The 18599-nt window shown below is 68.4% G+C and carries 20 protein-coding genes; 11 read left to right on the top strand and 9 right to left on the bottom strand.

What is annotated here, in order from left to right; translation table 11 throughout:
* Window positions 1-62: 62 nt before the first annotated feature.
* From FHS55_RS12240 to FHS55_RS12200, 9 genes are all read left to right on the top strand, one after another.
* Window positions 63-821, top strand: a complete 759-nt coding sequence (locus FHS55_RS12240; RefSeq protein ID WP_183190032.1) for a hypothetical protein — start codon at window positions 63-65, stop codon at window positions 819-821.
* A 155-nt stretch (window positions 822-976) separates the two neighbouring features.
* Window positions 977-1930: a ribose-phosphate pyrophosphokinase gene (locus tag FHS55_RS12235; RefSeq protein WP_183190031.1), complete on the top strand. Its 954-nt coding sequence runs from the start codon at window positions 977-979 to the stop codon at window positions 1928-1930.
* A gap of 134 nt (window positions 1931-2064) precedes the next feature.
* On the top strand, window positions 2065-2982 hold the full coding sequence (locus FHS55_RS12230; protein WP_183190030.1) for a hypothetical protein: 918 nt from the start codon (window positions 2065-2067) through the stop codon (window positions 2980-2982).
* A gap of 197 nt (window positions 2983-3179) precedes the next feature.
* Window positions 3180-3803 (top strand): 50S ribosomal protein L25/general stress protein Ctc, encoded by a 624-nt coding sequence (locus FHS55_RS12225; protein ID WP_183190029.1) that lies wholly within the window; start codon window positions 3180-3182, stop codon window positions 3801-3803.
* Window positions 3804-3955: 152 nt separating this feature from the next.
* The gene (gene pth, locus FHS55_RS12220) at window positions 3956-4567 is read left to right on the top strand and encodes an aminoacyl-tRNA hydrolase (protein ID WP_183190028.1); all 612 of its coding nucleotides are present in this window, start codon (window positions 3956-3958) and stop codon (window positions 4565-4567) included.
* Between the two features lie 104 nt (window positions 4568-4671).
* Window positions 4672-5769: a redox-regulated ATPase YchF gene (gene ychF / locus FHS55_RS12215; RefSeq protein ID WP_183190027.1), complete on the top strand. Its 1098-nt coding sequence runs from the start codon at window positions 4672-4674 to the stop codon at window positions 5767-5769.
* A gap of 217 nt (window positions 5770-5986) precedes the next feature.
* Entirely contained in the window at window positions 5987-6448 is a 462-nt protein-coding gene (locus tag FHS55_RS12210; protein WP_183190026.1) for a MaoC family dehydratase, read from the top strand.
* 14 nt (window positions 6449-6462) lie between these two features.
* Window positions 6463-6939 carry a MaoC/PaaZ C-terminal domain-containing protein gene (locus FHS55_RS12205; protein WP_183190025.1) on the top strand — a complete coding sequence of 159 codons (477 nt, stop codon included), beginning with the start codon at window positions 6463-6465 and terminating at the stop codon, window positions 6937-6939.
* Window positions 6939-7688, top strand: a complete 750-nt coding sequence (locus tag FHS55_RS12200; protein WP_183190024.1) for an endonuclease/exonuclease/phosphatase family protein — start codon at window positions 6939-6941, stop codon at window positions 7686-7688. Before FHS55_RS12205 ends, FHS55_RS12200 begins: the two co-directional genes overlap by 1 nt.
* Before the next feature lie 214 nt (window positions 7689-7902).
* Here FHS55_RS12200 and FHS55_RS23820 read toward each other — a convergent pair whose 3' ends face one another.
* From FHS55_RS23820 to petA, 3 genes are read right to left on the bottom strand one after another with little or no spacing between them, the layout of a single operon-like run.
* Window positions 7903-8745: a cytochrome c1 gene (locus FHS55_RS23820; RefSeq protein ID WP_246340085.1), complete on the bottom strand. Its 843-nt coding sequence runs from the start codon at window positions 8743-8745 to the stop codon at window positions 7903-7905.
* A 23-nt stretch (window positions 8746-8768) separates the two neighbouring features.
* The gene (locus FHS55_RS23815) at window positions 8769-10043 is read right to left on the bottom strand and encodes a cytochrome b (protein WP_183190022.1); all 1275 of its coding nucleotides are present in this window, start codon (window positions 10041-10043) and stop codon (window positions 8769-8771) included.
* Between the two features lie 24 nt (window positions 10044-10067).
* Complete coding sequence (petA, locus tag FHS55_RS12185) at window positions 10068-10634, bottom strand: ubiquinol-cytochrome c reductase iron-sulfur subunit (RefSeq protein ID WP_183190021.1); 567 nt, start codon at window positions 10632-10634, stop codon at window positions 10068-10070.
* A gap of 283 nt (window positions 10635-10917) precedes the next feature.
* On the opposite strand from petA, the gene FHS55_RS12180 reads away from it, so the two are divergent.
* Window positions 10918-11382, top strand: a complete 465-nt coding sequence (locus tag FHS55_RS12180; RefSeq protein ID WP_183190020.1) for a tRNA (cytidine(34)-2'-O)-methyltransferase — start codon at window positions 10918-10920, stop codon at window positions 11380-11382.
* Between the two features lie 40 nt (window positions 11383-11422).
* On the opposite strand, the gene hemF is transcribed toward FHS55_RS12180, so the two are convergent.
* Entirely contained in the window at window positions 11423-12304 is an 882-nt protein-coding gene (gene hemF, locus FHS55_RS12175; RefSeq protein ID WP_183190019.1) for an oxygen-dependent coproporphyrinogen oxidase, read from the bottom strand.
* A 100-nt stretch (window positions 12305-12404) separates the two neighbouring features.
* Window positions 12405-13100: a VIT1/CCC1 transporter family protein gene (locus tag FHS55_RS12170; protein ID WP_183190018.1), complete on the bottom strand. Its 696-nt coding sequence runs from the start codon at window positions 13098-13100 to the stop codon at window positions 12405-12407.
* 132 nt (window positions 13101-13232) lie between these two features.
* Here FHS55_RS12170 and FHS55_RS12165 point away from each other — a divergent pair, with 132 nt between their 5' ends.
* Window positions 13233-15095, top strand: a complete 1863-nt coding sequence (locus FHS55_RS12165; protein ID WP_183190017.1) for an ABC transporter ATP-binding protein — start codon at window positions 13233-13235, stop codon at window positions 15093-15095.
* A 26-nt stretch (window positions 15096-15121) separates the two neighbouring features.
* Here the strand turns inward: FHS55_RS12165 and FHS55_RS12160 are convergent, their stop codons facing one another.
* The 4 genes from FHS55_RS12160 to FHS55_RS12145 all read right to left on the bottom strand — a co-directional run bounded on the left by FHS55_RS12160 (window position 15122) and on the right by FHS55_RS12145 (window position 18597).
* On the bottom strand, window positions 15122-16339 hold the full coding sequence (locus tag FHS55_RS12160; protein WP_183190016.1) for a DUF3616 domain-containing protein: 1218 nt from the start codon (window positions 16337-16339) through the stop codon (window positions 15122-15124).
* Window positions 16340-16460: 121 nt separating this feature from the next.
* Window positions 16461-17708, bottom strand: a complete 1248-nt coding sequence (locus FHS55_RS12155; RefSeq protein WP_183190015.1) for a CCA tRNA nucleotidyltransferase — start codon at window positions 17706-17708, stop codon at window positions 16461-16463.
* Window positions 17705-17965 carry a DUF6111 family protein gene (locus FHS55_RS12150; RefSeq protein WP_183190014.1) on the bottom strand — a complete coding sequence of 87 codons (261 nt, stop codon included), beginning with the start codon at window positions 17963-17965 and terminating at the stop codon, window positions 17705-17707. Before FHS55_RS12150 ends, FHS55_RS12155 begins: the two co-directional genes overlap by 4 nt.
* The gene (locus FHS55_RS12145; RefSeq protein ID WP_425485807.1) at window positions 17965-18597 is read right to left on the bottom strand and encodes a CoA pyrophosphatase; all 633 of its coding nucleotides are present in this window, start codon (window positions 18595-18597) and stop codon (window positions 17965-17967) included. Before FHS55_RS12145 ends, FHS55_RS12150 begins: the two co-directional genes overlap by 1 nt.
* Between the last annotated feature and the right edge of the window lie 2 nt (window positions 18598-18599).

Here is an 18599-nt window from a genome sequence, read left to right as displayed (position 1 = left end):
TCACCTGCGGGCTTGCCCTTCGGTGAGAGACGCGGCCGGGCCGGCACGAGGGGGACGGGTTCATGATCGATCGACTCCGCCGGCATCTGAGCCGGCGCCTGCCGACGACCGCGGCGCTCCTCGCCGCTCTTGCCCTTGGGGCTTGCCAGACCAATGGCGGCAAGCCCGTCGCCTCCGCCGCCATCGCCTCTCCCGCCAAGCAGTCCATCGCCTTCGATTCGATCGATGGCCCGCCGCAGCCGGTCTTCGAAAAGCTGGTCGCCAATCTCTCCACCGAGGCGCAAACCCGCCAGATGCCCATTGTCTCGCGCGAGGGCGAGGCCGCCTATCGCGTGCGCGGCTATCTCGCCACCGTGGTGCAGAACGGCAAGGGCGAGGTCGACTGGGTGTGGGACGTGTTCGACGCCGACCGCGAGCGGGTGCTGCGCGTCGCCGGAACCGAGAAGGTCGGCCCCGGCAAGGACGTGTGGAACAAGATCGACGACGAGACACTCGGCCGCATCGCCGCCCAGAGCCTCGACGAGATTTCCACCCGCCTCGCCGCCAATACCGGCCGGCCCAAGTCTGCCGCCACCAGCGCCGCTCGGCCGGCGGTCACCCCTGCCGAAGAGCCCGGCTTGCCCGAGGATCCCGCCGCCTCGCCGCCGATTGACCCGACGGACGGCCCGGCCATCGCCCGTGACGCGACGCCGGGATCCGGCACGCGCAACGCCGCGGCGCCCGGCTCCGTCACATCCGAGGCCGAGGAGCCCGGCGCGGCCTTTGCCGAGAGCCCGGCCGCGCCCGCAGGCCCCGCGCTCACCTTCGCCGCGCGTCCCTGAGGCCGGGTTTTCGTGCGTGCCGGGCGCAACACGTCCGAACAAGCGGGCGTGGCGAAAACGAGTCGTCTTTACAGCGCCGACCGGCCCGCCTATCAGGGCTGCGCGACGGCCATGCGACGGCCGGCGGTGGAAGTACGGCTTGGAGCGCGCCGGAAATGTCGAATAATAACGGGTCGATCAAGCTGGTCGCCGGCAATGCGAACCGGCCGCTGGCGGAAGCGATCTGCACCTATCTGAAGACGCCGCTGACCAAGGCGGTTGTCCGCCGCTTCGCGGACATGGAAATCTTCGTCGAGATTCAGGAAAACGTCCGCGGCAAGGACGTGTTCGTCCTGCAGTCGACCTCTTTCCCGACCAACGACCATCTCATGGAGCTGCTCATCATCACCGATGCGCTGCGCCGTTCCTCCGCCCGGCGCATCACCGCGGTGATCCCCTATTTCGGCTATGCCCGCCAGGACCGCCGTTCCTCCGGCCGCACGCCGATCTCCGCCAAGCTGGTGGCAAACCTCATCACCCATGCCGGCGCCGACCGCGTGCTCACGGTCGACCTGCATGCCGGCCAGATCCAGGGCTTCTTCGACATCCCCACCGACAACCTATTCTCGGCGCCGGTGATGGTGGCGGATATCAAGGCGCGCTTCGACCTGTCGAACCTCATGGTGGTCTCGCCGGATGTCGGCGGCGTGGTGCGTGCCCGCGCGCTCGCCAAGCGCATCGACGCCCAGCTCGCGATTGTCGACAAGCGTCGCGAGCGGCCGGGCGAGAGCGAGGTGATGAATGTGATCGGCGATGTGAAGGGCAAGCGCTGCATCCTCGTCGACGACATCATCGATTCCGGCGGCACGCTGGTGAATGCGGCCGATGCGCTGCTGGCGCGCGGCGCCACCGAGGTGCACGCCTATATTACCCATGGCGTGCTGTCGGGCGGGGCTGTGGCGCGCGTTACCGCCTCCAACCTCAAGGAGCTGGTGATCACCGATTCCATCCAGCCGACCGAAGCGGTCCGCGTGGCGCGCAATATTCGCGTGGTCTCGATCGCCAGCCTGCTGGCCGAGGCGATTGGCCGAACGGCGCATGAAGAGAGCGTTTCCAGCCTGTTCGACTGAGACGCCGCAGACGGCACGGTTTTACCTAACCGCCGGATATTTAATAATAAGTCGGGATCATGGTGCGCTGCGCCATGATCGTTCCACAGTTCGACGCCACCGTTCCGGCTCGCGACCACGAACCGGACAACGACATGACGCGTACCCCCATGCTGCGTGCGGGCTGGGCAAGTTGCCTGATGACGGCGCCGAGAATCGCGCGCCGGCACCCGCTCAAAGCCACCCTTCCCGCGCTGCTGACGCTGGCCCTCGCCGCCCCCGCACAGGCTCAGTCGCTCGGGCGCGCATCGTCCTCGCCCTCCGTCAATCCCTGGCAGGGAATCGCCATCACCGTCTCCCCGCCCGACGATTCCGAACCGGCCCCGAGCGCCTCCCCCTATGAGGCCGCGCAGCAGGCGGCCCAGCCGGCCGAGCCCCAACCGGGGGCCGAGCCCGCGGCCACGCCGGTTGTCGCGCAGCCCGAGCCGGATCCCGAGGCTCCCTCGCTCTGGCAGGTGCTCAACCTGGGTCTGGGCGGCGATACGCCGGAACCGGTCAAGCCGCCGCCGGCGCCCAACCAGCTTCTGCCCGAGCGCAAGCCGGCCGTGACTCGATCGTCCGATCCGCTGCCGACCAGCGTCGACCTCAGCCATGGGCCGGCCAGCGTCGGCGTCTCCACCAGCGCGAGCGGATCGGCGCCGAAATCGGGCCTGGCCGGCGCCAGTGCCGGCGGTGCCTCGGCCGCCGTCACCGGCCGGGTGGGCTATGAGCAGGACAATCTCGCCGTCTACAGCACCGGCACGCTCAGCGCCTCGGCGAGCACGAGCGCGCCCTCGGTTTCGGACAACATGGCGGTTGGCAGCAAATATACCGTGCCCCTCGCCCCGCTCGGACTCGGCGACCACAAGCTGGACGCCAGCGTCGAGGTGAACAATTCCCGCACCACCACCGCCGGTGTGGAGCTGCGCACGCCGGGGAACGGCTATGAGCGCTTCATCTCGGTGGAGCGGACCTCGCCGGCCGATGCCAATGCCAGTGGCGTGGTGAAGGCCGGCGTGCTCGGCAAGTTCTGAGCCGGCCCCTTGCAACATGCCGGCCGGGCGGCTTCTGCGCTGCGGACGTTGCCCTGCAACGCTTTTGCTGGTATTAGCCCGCCCGTCCGCAGCCTTTCCGCACCCCTGGAGGCGCGCTGCGGGCGAAACCTGCCAAGCCTGAAGGACCGGGCCGCGCAAGCGGCCTTCTCCTTTTGCAACCATGTAAGGATCAAGCCATGACCGCCATCAAGGAACTGAAGGCGTCGGCGCGCACGAAGATCGGCAAGGGGGCCGCCCGTGCAGAACGCCGCGCCGGTCGCGTACCCGCCGTCATCTACGGAGCCGGCAAGGCGCCGGTCGGAATCACGCTCGACTATACCGAGATCACCCGCATCATCTATGCGGGCCACTTCCTCACCACGCTGTTCAACATCGACATCGAGGGCGAGAAGCACCGCGTCATTCCGCGCGACTACCAGCTTGATCCGATCAAGGATCTGCCGCTGCATGTCGACTTCCTGCGCGTGGTCGCCGGCGCCAGCCTGACCGTCGACGTGCCGGTGCACTTCCTGAACAACGACAGCGCCCCGGCGATCAAGCAGGGTGCCACCCTGAACATCGTCACGCATGCCGTTTCGCTGAACGCGCCGGCCGATGCGATCCCCGAGGCGATCGAAGTCGACGTGGCCCAGTACAGCTTCGGCGATTCGATCCACCTGTCGGCGATCACCCTGCCGGCGGGCGTGACCTGGGCCGGCCATGGCGACGACACGCTGGCGACCATCACCGCGCCGACCGGCCTCAAGGAGGCCGAGGCCGACGAGGCCGCCGCCGCCGCCGCGGATGCCGCCAAGGGCTGAGCCCCGCGCCACGGTGGGCTGTCGCCCGCCGGCGCCTGACGTCGATGGAGCCGGAAGTTCGCTTCCGGCTCCTGTCGTTTCGACCGGAGACGGATTTGCCGTCCGGCCACGGGCGTCGTTGCCGGTGAAGCCGTCCTCCAGGGAGATGAGCGGTGTTCCTCTTCGCCGGCCTCGGCAATCCGGGCCCGAAATATGCCGGCAACCGGCACAATATCGGATTCATGGTGGTGGACGCGATCGCGCGCCGGCACCGCTTCTCGCCGTGGCGCCGTCGCTTCCAGGGCGCGGCCTGCGAAGGCGAGATCGAGGGGCAGAAGGTGCTCGCCCTGCTGCCCGAGACCTTCATGAACGAGAGCGGTCGGGCGGTCGCCGAGGCCCAGCGCTTCTACAAGATCGAACTCAGGGACGTGTTCGCCTTCCATGACGAACTCGACCTGCCCCCCGCCAAGGTGCGCGCCAAGATCGGCGGCGGCAATGCCGGGCACAATGGCCTGCGCTCCATCACCGCCCATTGCGGCAATGATTACGGCCGGGTGCGCCTCGGCATCGGCCACCCCGGCGACAAGGCACTGGTGCACAGCTTCGTTCTGGGCGACTTCGCCAAGGCCGAGCAGGGCTGGGTAGAGGCCGTGAGCGATGGCTGCGCCGAGCTGGCCGGGCTGCTGGTCGCGCGCAAGCTCGACGAATTCCAGAGCCGGCTGCATCTTCTCATGGAGGCGCGCGGCTTCGGCACCGTCGACCTGGCCGGCGCGGGCAAGCGCTAGAGCCTTCGTCCCGACGCCGGCCCCGACACTCTTCGCCCCTTGCGCGGGCGGCGCCACTTGCCTAACCACGGCGGCAAACATCTCACCGGACAGAGCATCGCATCATGGGCTTCAAATGCGGCATTGTCGGCCTGCCGAACGTCGGCAAGTCGACCCTCTTCAACGCGCTGACGCAGACTGCGGCAGCGCAGGCGGCGAACTATCCGTTCTGCACCATCGAGCCCAATGTCGGCGACGTCGCCGTGCCCGACCCGCGGCTTGAGACGCTGGCGACAATCGCCGGCTCCGGCCAGATCATTCCCACCCGCCTGACCTTCGTCGACATTGCCGGGCTGGTGCGCGGCGCCTCCAAGGGCGAGGGCCTCGGCAACCAGTTCCTCGCCAATATCCGCGAATGCGACGCCATCGCCCATGTGGTGCGCTGCTTCGAGGATTCCGACGTCACCCATGTCGAGGGCAAGCTCGCCCCGATCAGCGACATCGACACGATCGAGACCGAGCTGATGCTGGCCGATCTCGACAGCCTGGAGAAGCGGGCCGGCGCGCTGGAGAAGAAGGCCAAGGGCGGCGACAAGGATTCCAAGGAACTGCTCGACCTGATGACCCGCGCGCTGGTGCTGCTGCGCGAGGGCAAGCCGGCCCGCCTCGTCGAGGTGAAGCCGGAGGAGGAGAAGGCCTTCCGTATGCTCGGCCTGCTCTCCTCCAAGCCGGTTCTGTACGTCTGCAATGTCGAGGAGGCCTCGGCGAAGGCCGGCAATGCGCTTTCGGCGGAGGTCTTTACCCGCGCGGCCGAGGAAGGCGCGAAGGCGGTGGTGGTCTCGGCCAAGATCGAGAGCGAGATCGCCGTGCTGCCGGCCGACGAGCAGAAGGACTATCTGGAGGCCATCGACCTCGAGGAGCCCGGCCTCAACCGCATCATCCGCACCGGTTATGAACTCTTGAAGCTCGTCACCTATTTCACCGTCGGCCCGAAGGAAGCCCGCGCCTGGACCATCACCGCGGGCACCAAGGCGCCGGCGGCGGCGGGCGTGATCCACTCGGATTTCGAGAAGGGCTTCATCCGCGCCGAGACCATCGCTTTCGACGACTACGTCAAGGGCAAGGGCGAGGCCGGCGCGCGCGATGCCGGGCGGCTGCGGCTGGAAGGCAAGGAATATGTCGTCGCCGATGGCGACGTGCTGCATTTCCGCTTCGCCAACTGAACGGGCCTGATAGCGATACCGGCACTTGACCCAGGGCGCGCCGTCCCGTGTGATCGCAATCCGGCACGGGGGCGGAAGCGTAACGCCTTCGCCCGCGCCAGAGCCTTTGCGGGGAACCCCGGTTCTCCGGCAAGGCTCTAGCTTATTGGCTTGACGTGCTTTCGAGCGAACCGACGTCCGCTTCGCTCGAAAGCGCTTCTGGGGTGAAGGAAGCTAGATGCAGCAATATTGGGAGGACTTCACCGAAGGCCACGTCGCCACATGCGGGCGCTATGTCGTCGGACGCGAGGAAATTGTCGCCTTCGCCCGGGAATATGACCCTGCCCCCATCCATCTCGACGATTCCGCCGCCGAGGCGACGCGGCTCGGCGGTATTTCGGCGTCCGGCTGGCACCTGTGCTGCATCTTCATGCGCCTCGCCGCCGACGGCTTTCTCAGCAATGCCGACTGCCTCGGCTCGCCGGGCCTCGACGAGGTGCGCTTCCTCAAGCCCGTTCATCCCGGCACCGTGCTCAGCCTCCGGCGGCGGGTGCTGGAGACCCGCTCATCCAAGAGCCGGCCGGAACTCGGGCTGGTCAAGTTCCGCTTCGAGCTGATCGACGCGGGCACGGAGGTGATGGCGGATCTCGTCGGCACCGTCATGTTCGGCCGGCGCAATCCCGGCTTCCGGCTGCTTTGAGGCGGGAGGAACCCATGCTGTTCTTCGAGGATATCGAGATCGGGCAGATCACACCGCTCGGCTCCTACACCTTCCGGGAGGCGGAGATGATCGCCTTCGCCCGGGCCTGGGACCCGCAGGCCTTTCATCTCGACAGCGCCGCCGGCGCGCGCACCCATTTCGCCGGGCTGGTCGCCTCCGGCTTGCACACCGCCGCCATCGCCTCGCGCCTGCGGGCGCAGGTCTGCGCGCAGCAGCACGAGGCGCTGCGGCGCGCGGGCAAGAAGGTGCCCCGCGTCGGCCCCTCCCCCGGCTTCAAGGACCTCAAATGGCTGCGCCCGGTAAGGGCCGGCGATACGCTGACCTTCTCCAGCGAGTTCGTCGCCAAGAAACCGAGCCAGTCGCGCCCCGAATGGGGCCTCGTCTTCACCCACGACACCGCGATCGACCAGGAGGGCCGCCTCGCCTTCGAGCTGACGAACTGCGTGTTCGTGGAGCGGATCGAGGCGTGATGGCAGAGGCCGAGCTGCGCGTTCTGCTCTGGAGCGTCGACAAGCGGCATGCGGGCTCGCCGACGGGTGCCGCTGCCCGCACCTTCATCGCAGCCCAGCCGGCCGATCTCGTCTGTCTGACGGAAGCCTCGCCAGATCTGCTGCCAGAGGGTCACTGGGTCGCCAGCCAGGCGTTCACAGCCGCCCGGGTGCATTCCGGCGTGCGCAAGGTTGTTCTATGGAGCCGCCAGCCCTGGAGCGAAGTGGATCCGACGGGCGATCCCGAGCTTCCCGCCTCCCGGTTCATACAGGCAACGACCCTGACCCGGCTGGGGGCGATCACGGCGACCGGCGTCTGCATCCCCTGGCCTGACGCCGGCCGCCCGAACGGCCGTGCGCGCTGGGAGGAACATCGCCGTTACCTCGACGCGCTCGATCGCTTCCTGCCGAGGCCGTCAGGGGATTTTCAATTGCTGCTGGGCGATTTCAATCAGCACATTCCCCGCATCCGCGAGCCTGTCGCGCTGGCGGCCCGTCTGATGCAGGTGCTGAATGGGCGTTTCCAGGTGGCCACGGCCGGCGACCTGCCCGCGCCAGACCCGGAGGCGGTATCGCTGCGAGCCATCGACCATCTCGCCCATGGAGCGGCGCTCGCGTGCACCGACATCGCCGTGCTCGGGCACGATCTGCCGGACGGCCGCCGCATGTCCGACCGGCCCGCGCTGATGCTCACCTTGGCCCGCGCGGGATTTCGCTCTCCGTCAGCCTGACCCACGCCGCCCGGCTCAACCCGTCACGGCCGGGCCGCTCGGCAATCCCCGCCTTGCGGCGACGAGCCGGCACCGGGAGCGAGGGAGGCGTGGGCTGCTGGAAACCCCTATGTGACCGTTTCGCGATCGGCGCCAACGGCACATGCCCGTGCAACAAAAAGGGCCCCGTCCGGGGCCCTTCGCGTGTCCGTATCCGTGGCGGTGTGCGTCGCGCTCAGTGCTCGACGCTCTTCCACACCTTCTTCTTCGTGAAGTAGAGCAGGCCGGCGAAGATGATGAGGAAGATCATCACCTGGAAGCCAAGGCGCTTGCGCGCTTCGAGGTGCGGCTCGGCGACCCACATCATGAAGGCGGTGACGTCGTGCGAATATTGCTCGACCGTCTCCGGCGACCCGTCGGAATAGGTCACCTGCCCCTCCGAGATCGGCTGCGGCATCTTGATGGCGTGGCCGGGGAAGAACTCGTTATAGTGCGCGCCTTCCGGCAGGCTGAAACCCTCGGGGGGATCCTTGTAGCCGTTGAGCAGCGCGTGGATGTAGTCGGGGCCCTGCTCCTGATACTGCAGCAGGATGTCGATCAGGAAGCCGGGAAAGCCCACCTCATAGGTGCGCGCTTTGGCCAGCGTCGAGAAGTCCGGCGGATAGGCGCCGCCATTGGAGGCGCGCGCCGCCTGCTCGTTCGGGAAAGGCGAGGGCCAGTGGTCGGAAAGACGGCCGGGGCGATCGAACATGTCGCCCGCGTCATTGGGTCCATCCTGCACCTGGTAGCTCTCGGCCACCGCCTTGGCCTGCGCCTCGGAGAATTGCGGGCCGCCTTCCTGCGCCAGGTTGCGGAAGGCCAGCAGATGCGCGGAGTGACAGGAGGAGCAGACCTCCTTGAACACCTGGAAGCCGCGCTGGAGCTGCGCCCGGTCATACTTGCCGAACGGACCGGCGAAGCTCCAGTCCTCGCGCGGGGGATGGGGCGCACCCTCGGCGGCGAGCGCCGGGGCGAAGCCGATGCCGAGGACCAGCGCGCAGGCCGCCAGCGGACGCAGAAGGAAAGAACGGAAGGACATGGTCGTGCTCATGATGATCCCGCTCAACCCTTGGTCTGCGGCGCCGAGACGCCAGCCGAGGCGGGCGCGCCGCCCTTGTTCTTCCCCAGTACCGCCTCGGTGATCGAAGCCGGCACCGCCTTCGGCTTCTCGAACAGGCCGAGCAGCGGCAGGACGATGAGGAAATGCGCGAAATACCACACGGTGAGGATGCGGCCGGCGATCACGTAGCCGCCCTCGGCCGGCTTGGAGCCGAGCCATCCCAGACCGATGCAGACCGCGATCCAGATCCAGAAGAACTGCTTGAACAGCGGACGGTAGCGGCCCGAGCGCACCTTCGAGGTGTCCAGCCACGGCACGAAGAACAGCACGATAATGGCGCTGAACATGGTGAGCACGCCGCCCAGCTTGGAAGGCACCGCGCGCAGCATCGCGTAGAACGGCAGGTAGTACCATTCCGGCACGATGTGGGCCGGCGTCACCAGCGGGTTGGCCGGGATGTAGTTGTCGGCGTGGCCGAGATAGTTGGGAATGTAGAACAGGAACCACGCGAAGAAGATCAGGAAGCACACCATGCCGAACCCGTCCTTGATGGTCGCGTAGGGCGTGAAGGGCACGGTGTCCTTTTCCGACTTCGGCTCGACGCCGGTCGGGTTGTTCTGGCCCACCACATGCAGCGCCCAGACATGCAGGACGACGACGCCCGCGATCATGAAGGGCAGCAGGTAGTGCAGCGAGAAGAAGCGGTTCAGCGTCGCGTTGTCGACCGAGAAGCCGCCCCACAGCCATTCGACGATGGTCGGCCCGACCACCGGGAAGGCGGAGAACAGATTGGTGATGACGGTGGCGCCCCAGAAGCTCATCTGGCCCCACGGCAGCACATAGCCCATGAAGGCGGTGGCCATCATCAGGAGGTAGATGATGCAGCCGAGGATCCACAGCACTTCGCGCGGGGCCTTGTAGGACCCGTAATAGAGACCGCGGAACATGTGGATATAGACCGCGATGAAGAACATCGAGGCGCCGTTCGCATGCATGTAGCGCAGCAGCCAGCCATAGCTGACGTCGCGCATGATGTGCTCGACCGAATCGAACGCCATCGATGCATGCGGCGTGTAATGCATCACCAGCACTACGCCCGTCGCGATCTGGCAGACCAGCATCAGCGAGAGAATGCCGCCGAAGGTCCACCAGTAATTGAGGTTGCGCGGGGTGGGGTAGGAGACGAAGGAGGAATGGAGAAGGCCGACCAGGGGCAGCCGGCTCTCAAACCACTTGAGCGCCGGGTGCTTCGGCTCGAAGGTGGAGTGTCCGCTCATCTGTGAGTATCCCTGAACGCCGGCTCAGCCGATGGAGATCTTCGTGTCGGACACGAACTTGTAGGGCGGAATGGCCAGGTTCTCCGGCGCCGGCCCGCGCCGCACGCGACCCGCGCTGTCATATTCCGAACCGTGGCAAGGGCAGAACCAGCCGTCATACTCGCCTGAATGGCCGATCGGCACGCAGCCCAGATGCGTGCAGATGCCGATGACGACCAGCCATTTCTCGCGGCCCGCGCCTTCGGCGGCACGGTTCTCGTCGGTGGCGGGCGCGTCGGCGGCCAGATTGGCGTTGCGCGCCACCGGATCCATCAGCGCGGAAAGCGCCGTCGCCTTCGCCTTGGCGATATCCTCGGGGGTGCGGTTCCACACGAAGACCGGCTTGCCGCGCCACTTCACGGTGACGATCTGGCCCTCGGCGACCTGCGTCAGGTCAACCTCGGTGGAGGACATCGCCAGCACCGAGGCGTCCGGCTGCAGCTGGGAGATGAAAGGCCACGCCAGAGCCGCAGCGCCGACCGCGCCCATCGCGCCGGTCGCGAGATACAGGAAGTCGCGGCGGGTAGGTTCCGCCGTCCCGGATGTTGCCACGATGGTTCCCTTCCCCTTGTGCCTATGACCGCGGCGCTCCCCCACGCCGTCGCCTTTGCTCCGAACCGTGCCCCGCGTCGTGCGAACGCGACAGGAACGGTCCGCGGTCGACCTTACCTTCGAGTGCCTCTAATTGCATCGGAACCGGCCCTTGTCCAGATGAGTGCCGTGCGGCAGTGCGTCCTGCCCCCGCCCGCTCCGGCCTTGCCTCGGGCCGGATCCGGCGGCAAAGATTCCCCTGCGTCCTCGCGCCGCCCCCGCCCCTTCGCCGACAGGTGACGTGATGCCCCTCGCCCTCGCCCTCTATCAGCCCGACATTGCCCAGAATGCGGGCACTCTGGCGCGCACCGCGGCCTGTTTCGGCTTGCCGCTGCATATCATTGAGCCGGCCGGCTTTCCCGTCGGCGATGCCGGCTTCCGCCGGGCGGGTATGGATTACCTCGACCGTGTGGCGATCCGCCGCCATGCCAGCTTCACCGCGTTCGAGGCCTGGCGGCGCGCGGAGGGGCGACGGATGGTGCTGTGCACGACGCGCGGCGCGGTGCCCCATACCGGCTTCGCCTTCGCGGACAACGACGTGCTGCTGCTCGGCCGCGAGAGCGCCGGCGTGCCGGAGGAGGTGCACGCGCTGGCGCAGGCGCGAATCATCATCCCGCTCATGGCGGACGCGCGATCGCTCAATGTCGCGATCGCCGGCGCCATCATCCTGGGCGAGGCGCTGCGGCAGACCGGCGGCTTTCCCGGCTGACCGCGATCCACCGGTGCGAGATCGCTCAGCTCAGCTCAGCTCACGGCCATTTCACCACGGGGGGCATGGAGGAGAGGATCGATTCGATATTGCCTCCGGTCTTGAGCCCGAAGATCGTGCCACGGTCATACAGAAGGTTGAATTCGACGTAGCGCCCGCGCCGCACCAGCTGCTCCTCGCGCTCGGCCTCGGTCCACGGGCTGTCGAAATTGGCGCGCACGAGGCGGGGGTAGATGTCGAGGAAGGCGAGCCCGACGGCCCGGGTGAAGTGGAAATCGGCCTCCCAGTCGCCGGAATCGAGCCAGTCGTAGAAGATGCCGCCAATGCCGCGCGGCTCCTTGCGGTGCGGCAGATGGAAATATTCGTCGCACCACGTCTTGTAGCGCTCATAGTCGATCTGCGGGCGCCCCTCGCAGGCCCCGCGCATCGCCGCGTGGAAGGCGATGGCGTCCGGGTCCTGCTGGCTGCGGCGGACGTCGAGCACCGGGGTGAGGTCGGCGCCGCCGCCGAACCACGCCTTGGAAGTGACGACGAAGCGCGTGTTCATATGCACCGCCGGCACATGCGGGTTGTGCATGTGGGCGATGAGCGAGATGCCGGTGGCGTGGAAGCGCGGGTCTTCCTCCGCGCCGGGGATCTGCTTGCGGAATTCGGGGGCGAACTCGCCATGCACGGTCGAGCAGTGCACGCCGACCTTCTCGAACAGCCGGCCATGCATCATCGCCATCACCCCGCCGCCGCCCGCCCCGCCCGCATGGTCGGTGCGCTGCCACGGGGTGCGGGTGAACCGCCCCGCCTCGCCCGGATAGAGGCTGGCGGGCGCCTCGTCCTCCAGCGTCTCGAAGGCGGCGCAGATGCGGTTGCGTAGGTCCTCGAACCAGGCGCGGGCGGTCTGCTGGCGGCTCTCGATATCGGCGGTCATGGCAACTCCCCGGATGCGCCTCCCCCGATGCGCGTGATGCGCTTCTAGCGTCTCCCGGCAGGCGCTGGAAGGGCACCGGGCCAAAGGCGGCCGGTCGCGCCTAGACCATGGTCCCCGACAGCGCACCGATCGCATAGGTGAGCGCCATGGCGAGCGCGCCCCAGAAGGTGACCCGCGTCGCCGCCTTCAGCGGATCGGCACCGCCGGCCTTCGCGCCGGCCACGCCGAGCACGGCGAGGAAGAGGAGCGCGGCCACCGACACGGTGATCGGCAGCCCCGAGCTGGGCGCGACCAGCACCGTCAGCAGTGGCAGGAACGCGCCGGCCGCGAAGCTCGCCGCCGAGGCGAAGGCTGCCTGCACCGGCCGTGCGGTGGTGATCTCGTTGATGCCGAGCTCGTCGCGGGCATGCGCTTCCAGCGCGTCCTTGGCCGCCAGCTGGCGGGCGACCTGATCGGCCAGCGCCGGATCGAGCCCGCGCGCCACGTAGATCGCCGCCAGCTCCGCGTGCTCGGCGGCGGGGTCGGCGGCCAGCTCGGCCTTCTCGCGCGCCAGGTCGGCATTCTCGGTATCCGCCTGCGAGGAGACGGAGACATATTCGCCCGCCGCCATCGACATGGCGCCCGCGACCATGCCGGCAATGCCGGCGAGCAGCACCGCGCCGTGGTCGGCATTCGCCGCGGCGACGCCGACGATCAGGCTGGCGGTGGATAGGATGCCGTCATTGGCACCGAGCACGGCGGCACGCAGCCACCCGGCACGATCGACGAAATGGTTCTCAGTATGGCGTGGCCGCATGATGTGTCCCCCGGTCCCTGCTGGAGGGCCTGTCTGCAATCCTTACCTTACCGCGCTGTGACACCGTGCGGGGAAACGCTCGGCGGCGCCATCTGACACACTGGCGCCGTATCCGCGGTTCAGAAGGCGCCCATGTTCACGCGCATCTTTTCCTGGTTCGAGAATCTCGTCGATCCGCTGCGCCCGGTGCCCATCGTGCGGCCGCCGGAAGGGTTGCTGGCGTTCTACTGGCACTTCGTGCGGCAGAGCGGATGGATCTTCGTCGCCGCGCTGGGCGCCGCCTTTCTGGTCGCCATCGTCGAGGTGTCGCTGTTCCGCTATATCGGCCAGATCGTCGACCTGCTGCAGTCTTCCAGCCCGGCGACGATCTTCGCCGACCATGGCGGGCTGCTCCTGTGGATGGCCTTCGTCGTGGTCATCGCCCGCCCGGCCTCGAACGCGCTGCACGATCTGCTGGTACGCCAGTCGATCACCGCCAATGTCGGCAGCCTGGTGCGCTGGCAGTCCTATCGCTGGGTGGTGCGCCAGTCGCTGGCCTATTTCCAGAGCGACTTCGCCGGCCGCATCGCCACCCGCGTGTTGCAGGCGGGCCCGGCCGTGCGCGGCTCGGTGGTCGAGGTGATCGATGCGCTGTGGTACGTCACGGTCTATGCCGTGAGCGCGGTGGTGCTGTTCGCCGAGGCCGACCTTCGGCTCGCCATTCCCATCGTGCTGTGGATCGCGCTCTACATCCTCGCCCTCTCGCGCTTCGTGCCGAAGGTGCGCCAGCTCTCCAAGACCACGTCGGAGAGCAACTCGCTGCTCTCGGGGCGCGTGGTCGACAGCTACACCAACATGATGACGGTGAAGCTGTTCGCCCATGGCGACCGCGAGGACGGCTATGTACGCGAGGCTCTGGAGCGGCACAATGGCGACTTCAAGAACCAGCAGCGCCAGATCACCCGCATGGCGCTGACGGTCAGTATGCTGAACAGCCTGATGCTGGGCGGCGTCGGCGCGCTCGGCATCTGGCTGTGGTCGATCGAGGCGATCAATCTGGGCGCCATCGCGCTCTCCACCGGCCTCGCCATCCGCATCACCAACATGTCCGGCTGGATCATGTGGGTGGTGACGGGCGTGTTCGAGAATGTCGGCACGGTGCAGGAGGCGATCCTCACCATCGCCCGCCCGCACACCGTGGTCGACCAGCCGCAGGCGCCGGCGCTGGCCGTCACCCGCGGCGAGATCCGCTTCGAGGACGTCACCTTCCACTATGGCAAGGGGTCCGGCGTCATCGATCACCTGTCGCTGACCATCCGGCCCGGCGAGCGGGTCGGGTTGGTCGGCCCCTCCGGCGCGGGCAAGTCGACGCTGATGAGCCTGCTGCTGCGTTTTTATGACGCGGAGGGCGGGCACGTGCGGATCGACGGGCAGGACGTCGCCACCATCGCGCAGGACACGCTGCGCGCCAAGATCGGGGTGGTGACGCAGGACACCTCGCTGATGCACCGCTCGGTGCGCGACAATATCCGCTATGGCAAGCCCGAGGCCGGCGAGGAGGCGATCCGGGAAGCGGCGCGGCGCGCCCATGCCGATGCCTTCATCGACACGCTCTCCGATCCGCACGGCAATACCGGCCTCGACGCGCAGGTCGGCGAGCGCGGGGTGAAGCTCTCCGGCGGCCAGCGCCAGCGCATCGCCATCGCCCGCGTGCTGCTCAAGGATGCGCCGATCCTGGTGCTGGACGAAGCGACCTCGGCGCTCGATTCCGAGGTCGAGGCGGCGATCCAGACCAATCTCGACGAGCTGATGGCCGGCAAGACGGTGATCGCCATCGCCCATCGCCTCTCCACCATCGCCCGCATGGACCGGCTGGTGGTGATGGAGCACGGCCGCATCGTCGAGAGCGGCACCCATGCCGAGCTGGTGGCCCGGGGCGGCCTCTATGCGCGGCTGTGGCAGCGCCAGTCCGGCGGCTTCCTCGATGCGGACGAGCTGGAGGCGGCGGCAGAATAGGCAGTCGGGTCCGAGGGGGACGTCGATCAGGGCGATGGCGGATTCGCGGTGACCGTGGGCGTCTCGGGGGCATCGAACGTCACCGTCTGCCCGCCGCCTTCATCCGGGCCGTCGAACAGCAGCAGCACCTCGACCTTGCCTCCGTCGTCGGTAAGCGGCAGCAGCCCCTCCGGCTTCACCTTGGCGCCATAGGATTTGAGGTTGAGCCGCTTGGTGAGCTGGCCATCCGCATATTGGAACAGCGCATAGTCGCCCGCGGCGACGGCATCGCCCGGCGGATCGTTGGCCGGGCCGGCGATGATGAGAAAGCCGTCGCGGAACGGGACGAGATCGCGGATGCCGCGCGGGCCGCCGCGGCTATCGGGGCCGAGCGCGAGGGGGTTCAGCTTGGCGTCCAGCGGGCCGGACCCGAACAGGGGATCGGCCGCCACCGAGAGGATGAATGCCCGGCCGTCGATGACCGGCGTGCGCAGGCCGGCATAGAGCCGCCCGTCGCGCACGGCGAGGCCCTCGATGGACAGGCCCTGCTGCTGCAGCGGGGCGTTGCTCAGCGCCGCCAGCTCCGGCTGCGCGGCGATGGCCTCATTCAGCCGGCCGGTCGCGCAGAACGACAGCGGCGCCATCTTCAGCTGGTCGGCGGGCCGGGGCGCGGCGCCGGACGCGCACGCCTCCAGCGCCTTGCCGGTCCATCCACCGAACAGGTCGACCGCTCCCGGCCCGACGACGACGCGGAACAGCCGCCGGCTGGCCTGCGCCTTCGCGTCCTCCTCGGCGGCCTTGTCGGCCGGCTGGCCCGCGCTTTCGTGGCGCGGGCGGCCATGCGAACCGGTGACGTAGAAGGCGCCATCGCCATAGGCGACCGCCTCGCCATCAAAATCGAGCACCTTCTCCTTGCCCTTGGCGTTGCGAAAGATCTGGCTGGGGAACGGAATGAAGCCGCCGGCCTGACCGCCCTCCTTCTTGGCGATAAGGATCTGCGCGCCCTGTGTCTGGTCATCGACGACGATGCACAGACGCGGAAAGCCGGCATCCAGAGCGCAGGCGATGCCGCTGATATTCTCGGCCTTGGCGTAATCTCCGGCATCGGCCGAGCCGATGGGACGGTCCTTCTTCAGCTCGCCGAACAGCTTGCCCTCGACGGGCCAATCCCGCGCCGACGCCGCGCTCGCCAGTGTGAGGGGAAGCAGCGCCAGAATGACCCGAACCACCCGGCGCCCCGTTCGACACCATTCGCCTGCGCTCATGCCGAATCCCCTCTCGCCGTCCCCACGCCCCGTATCGAGATGGCGAGCCCGCATTGCGCCGGAAATCGGGCCGCACCAACCCTGACGCGCGAGAAACGCCGGCACAATCCGCAAAACGCGCTTAATCGGCCACTGTGAGGCTGGCCTGCACGATGGCGGCGAGCGCGTCCGCGCCCATCGGGAAGCCGGCCTCGATCCAGGCCTCCTCGGCGCGCTTGAGCGCGGCGCCTAGCGCCGGTCCGGGCGACAGGCCGCGAACCACGAAATCCGCCGCCCGCAGAGGGAAGACGGGCAACGGCCAGTCGGCGGCGAGAGCGGCGAGCGCCCGCCAGCCGGCATCGTCCAGCGGCGCGCGGGAACGGGCGAAGGCGATCAGCGCGCGGTCCTCAAAGGCCTCGCGCCCCATGCGGTAGAGAAACGCCTTCTGCCCCTTCTCGCACATGCCCGGGGTCGGCGCGGGACCGGCAAGGGCGGCGAGCCGCGCGGCTTCCGCGTTGGAGAGCCTCAGCTCCCCGCGCAGCGCCTGCGCATCCCCCTCGCCCCGCACGGCCAGCGCCCCGAGCCGGCGGATAGCATCCGCCCCCCGCCCCAGCGCCGTCTCCACCTCGGCCAGACGGGCAAAGGTCTCGACCGCGCCGGGCCGGCCGAGCACCGGCTCCAACAGCCCGGCGCGCTGCATATCGGCCAGCGTCGGCGCCGCGCGCGGGGCCACCAGCAGCTTCATCAGCTCGGCCCGAACCCGCTCGCGCGACAGCCGGGCAAGACCGTCGCGGTTGCGGATCGCCGCCGCCAGCGCGTCCTCGTCGAAGGGCCCGCGCCCATAGGCGGCGTGAAAGCGGAACAGGCGGAGAATGCGCAGATAATCCTCGCGGATGCGCCGGTCCGGGTCGCCGATGAAGCGCACCCGCCCCACCTTCGCGTCCGCCGCGCCGCCCACGAGGTCGATGAGGTCGCCCGCCCGTGTGAGATAGAGCGCGTTCATGGTGAAGTCGCGCCGCGCCGCGTCATGCGCCCACGAACGGCCGAACACCACGCGCGCGCGCCGCCCGTCGGTCTCCACATCCTCACGCAGCGTCGTCACCTCATAAGGTTCGCCCTGCGCGACAATCGTCACCGTGCCGTGCTCGATGCCGGTGGGAACCGGCTTCAACCCGGCGGCACGCGCGCGGCGGATCACCTCGTCCGGCGGGGCGGTGGTGGCGATGTCGATATCCGAGCGCGAGCCGCGCCCGATCAGCCAGTCGCGCACCGCGCCGCCGACGATGCGCGCCTCCTCGCCATCGCGATCGAGCGCGTCGAGCACCTCGACCAGCCCAGGCCGCCCGTCGAGCAGCGGATTGCGCGGTGCAGCGGTCGTTGGCGCACTCATTCGATATGGCCGGGCGTGAGCACGCCGTCCTTCCAGCTCGGCGGAACATAGGCGCCGGTGGTGGGCCCCCGCCCCGAGGCCTCGACCAGATAGAGGCTGGCCGCCACCAGCAGCACCGCGACAAGCGAGCAGATGAGAAAGGCCCGCGTCGACCAGCCGCCGAGCCAGCTATCCACCTGACGGCCGAAGCGCAGATAGAGGGCGAAGGCGATGAAGGGCAGGAGGAACAGCCCGATTTCCGGGAGAATGCGCAGCATCAGCCATAAATCCTGTCATAGAGGCTGCGCAAAATACCTCCGGTGATGCCCCAGATGCGCCGTTGCTCATAGGTTATGGCATGGAAGGTGCGCGTGAGGCCGAGCCATTCGCGGCTTTCGCGCTGGTGGTTGGCGGGGCTCATGAGGAAATCGAGCGGCACCTCGAACGCCTCGTCCACTTCGCCGGGATTGAGCGTCAGTCCGAAATCGGGTTGCACCAGCCCGACCACCGGCACGATGCGGAACCCGGTGCGCGAGAGATAGGCGTCGAGATAACCGAGCGGCGCGACAAAGCCGCGCCCCAGCCCTACTTCCTCTTCCGCCTCGCGCAGCGCCGCATCGAGTGGCCCTCGATCCTGCGGGTCGATCTTGCCGCCCGGAAAGGCGATCTGGCCGGCATGGTCGGGCAGATGCGAGGAGCGCAGCGTGAGCAGCACGGTCGGCTGCGGGCGCGCGATCACCGGGATCAGCACGGCCGCCGCGCGCGCCGCCACGATATCGACCATCGCGCGGAATTCCGGCGTCAGCTCATGGTCGCCGCGCGGCGGCTCGCCGGTGAGGTCGGGCGCGGGGAGCAGGCGCGTTCGGGCGCGGGCGAGGAAATCGTCGAGTGTCACGGGGATTTGCGTCACGG

This window comes from Ancylobacter tetraedralis (assembly GCF_014195655.1).
Taxonomy (GTDB): domain Bacteria; phylum Pseudomonadota; class Alphaproteobacteria; order Rhizobiales; family Xanthobacteraceae; genus Ancylobacter; species Ancylobacter tetraedralis.
The sequence above is the reverse complement of the archived record's forward strand: the minus strand, read 5'-3'. Positions and strand labels throughout refer to the sequence as shown.

What these genes read in the sequence shown, in the direction of transcription:
- FHS55_RS12240 (WP_183190032.1), top strand. Translation starts at nt 63, where the DNA reads ATGATCGATCGACTCCGCCGGCATCTGAGCCGGCGCCTGCCGACGACC.
- FHS55_RS12210 (WP_183190026.1), top strand. Translation starts at nt 5,987, where the DNA reads ATGCAGCAATATTGGGAGGACTTCACCGAAGGCCACGTCGCCACATGC.
- FHS55_RS23820 (WP_246340085.1), bottom strand. Translation starts at nt 8,745, where the DNA reads ATGTCCTTCCGTTCTTTCCTTCTGCGTCCGCTGGCGGCCTGCGCGCTG.
- FHS55_RS12200 (WP_183190024.1), top strand. Translation starts at nt 6,939, where the DNA reads ATGGCAGAGGCCGAGCTGCGCGTTCTGCTCTGGAGCGTCGACAAGCGG.
- FHS55_RS12150 (WP_183190014.1), bottom strand. Translation starts at nt 17,965, where the DNA reads ATGCTGCGCATTCTCCCGGAAATCGGGCTGTTCCTCCTGCCCTTCATC.
- ychF (WP_183190027.1), top strand. Translation starts at nt 4,672, where the DNA reads ATGGGCTTCAAATGCGGCATTGTCGGCCTGCCGAACGTCGGCAAGTCG.
- FHS55_RS23815 (WP_183190022.1), bottom strand. Translation starts at nt 10,043, where the DNA reads ATGAGCGGACACTCCACCTTCGAGCCGAAGCACCCGGCGCTCAAGTGG.
- hemF (WP_183190019.1), bottom strand. Translation starts at nt 12,304, where the DNA reads ATGACCGCCGATATCGAGAGCCGCCAGCAGACCGCCCGCGCCTGGTTC.
- FHS55_RS12230 (WP_183190030.1), top strand. Translation starts at nt 2,065, where the DNA reads ATGACGCGTACCCCCATGCTGCGTGCGGGCTGGGCAAGTTGCCTGATG.
- FHS55_RS12165 (WP_183190017.1), top strand. Translation starts at nt 13,233, where the DNA reads ATGTTCACGCGCATCTTTTCCTGGTTCGAGAATCTCGTCGATCCGCTG.
- FHS55_RS12205 (WP_183190025.1), top strand. Translation starts at nt 6,463, where the DNA reads ATGCTGTTCTTCGAGGATATCGAGATCGGGCAGATCACACCGCTCGGC.
- FHS55_RS12225 (WP_183190029.1), top strand. Translation starts at nt 3,180, where the DNA reads ATGACCGCCATCAAGGAACTGAAGGCGTCGGCGCGCACGAAGATCGGC.
- FHS55_RS12235 (WP_183190031.1), top strand. Translation starts at nt 977, where the DNA reads ATGTCGAATAATAACGGGTCGATCAAGCTGGTCGCCGGCAATGCGAAC.
- FHS55_RS12180 (WP_183190020.1), top strand. Translation starts at nt 10,918, where the DNA reads ATGCCCCTCGCCCTCGCCCTCTATCAGCCCGACATTGCCCAGAATGCG.
- FHS55_RS12160 (WP_183190016.1), bottom strand. Translation starts at nt 16,339, where the DNA reads ATGAGCGCAGGCGAATGGTGTCGAACGGGGCGCCGGGTGGTTCGGGTC.
- FHS55_RS12155 (WP_183190015.1), bottom strand. Translation starts at nt 17,708, where the DNA reads ATGAGTGCGCCAACGACCGCTGCACCGCGCAATCCGCTGCTCGACGGG.
- FHS55_RS12170 (WP_183190018.1), bottom strand. Translation starts at nt 13,100, where the DNA reads ATGCGGCCACGCCATACTGAGAACCATTTCGTCGATCGTGCCGGGTGG.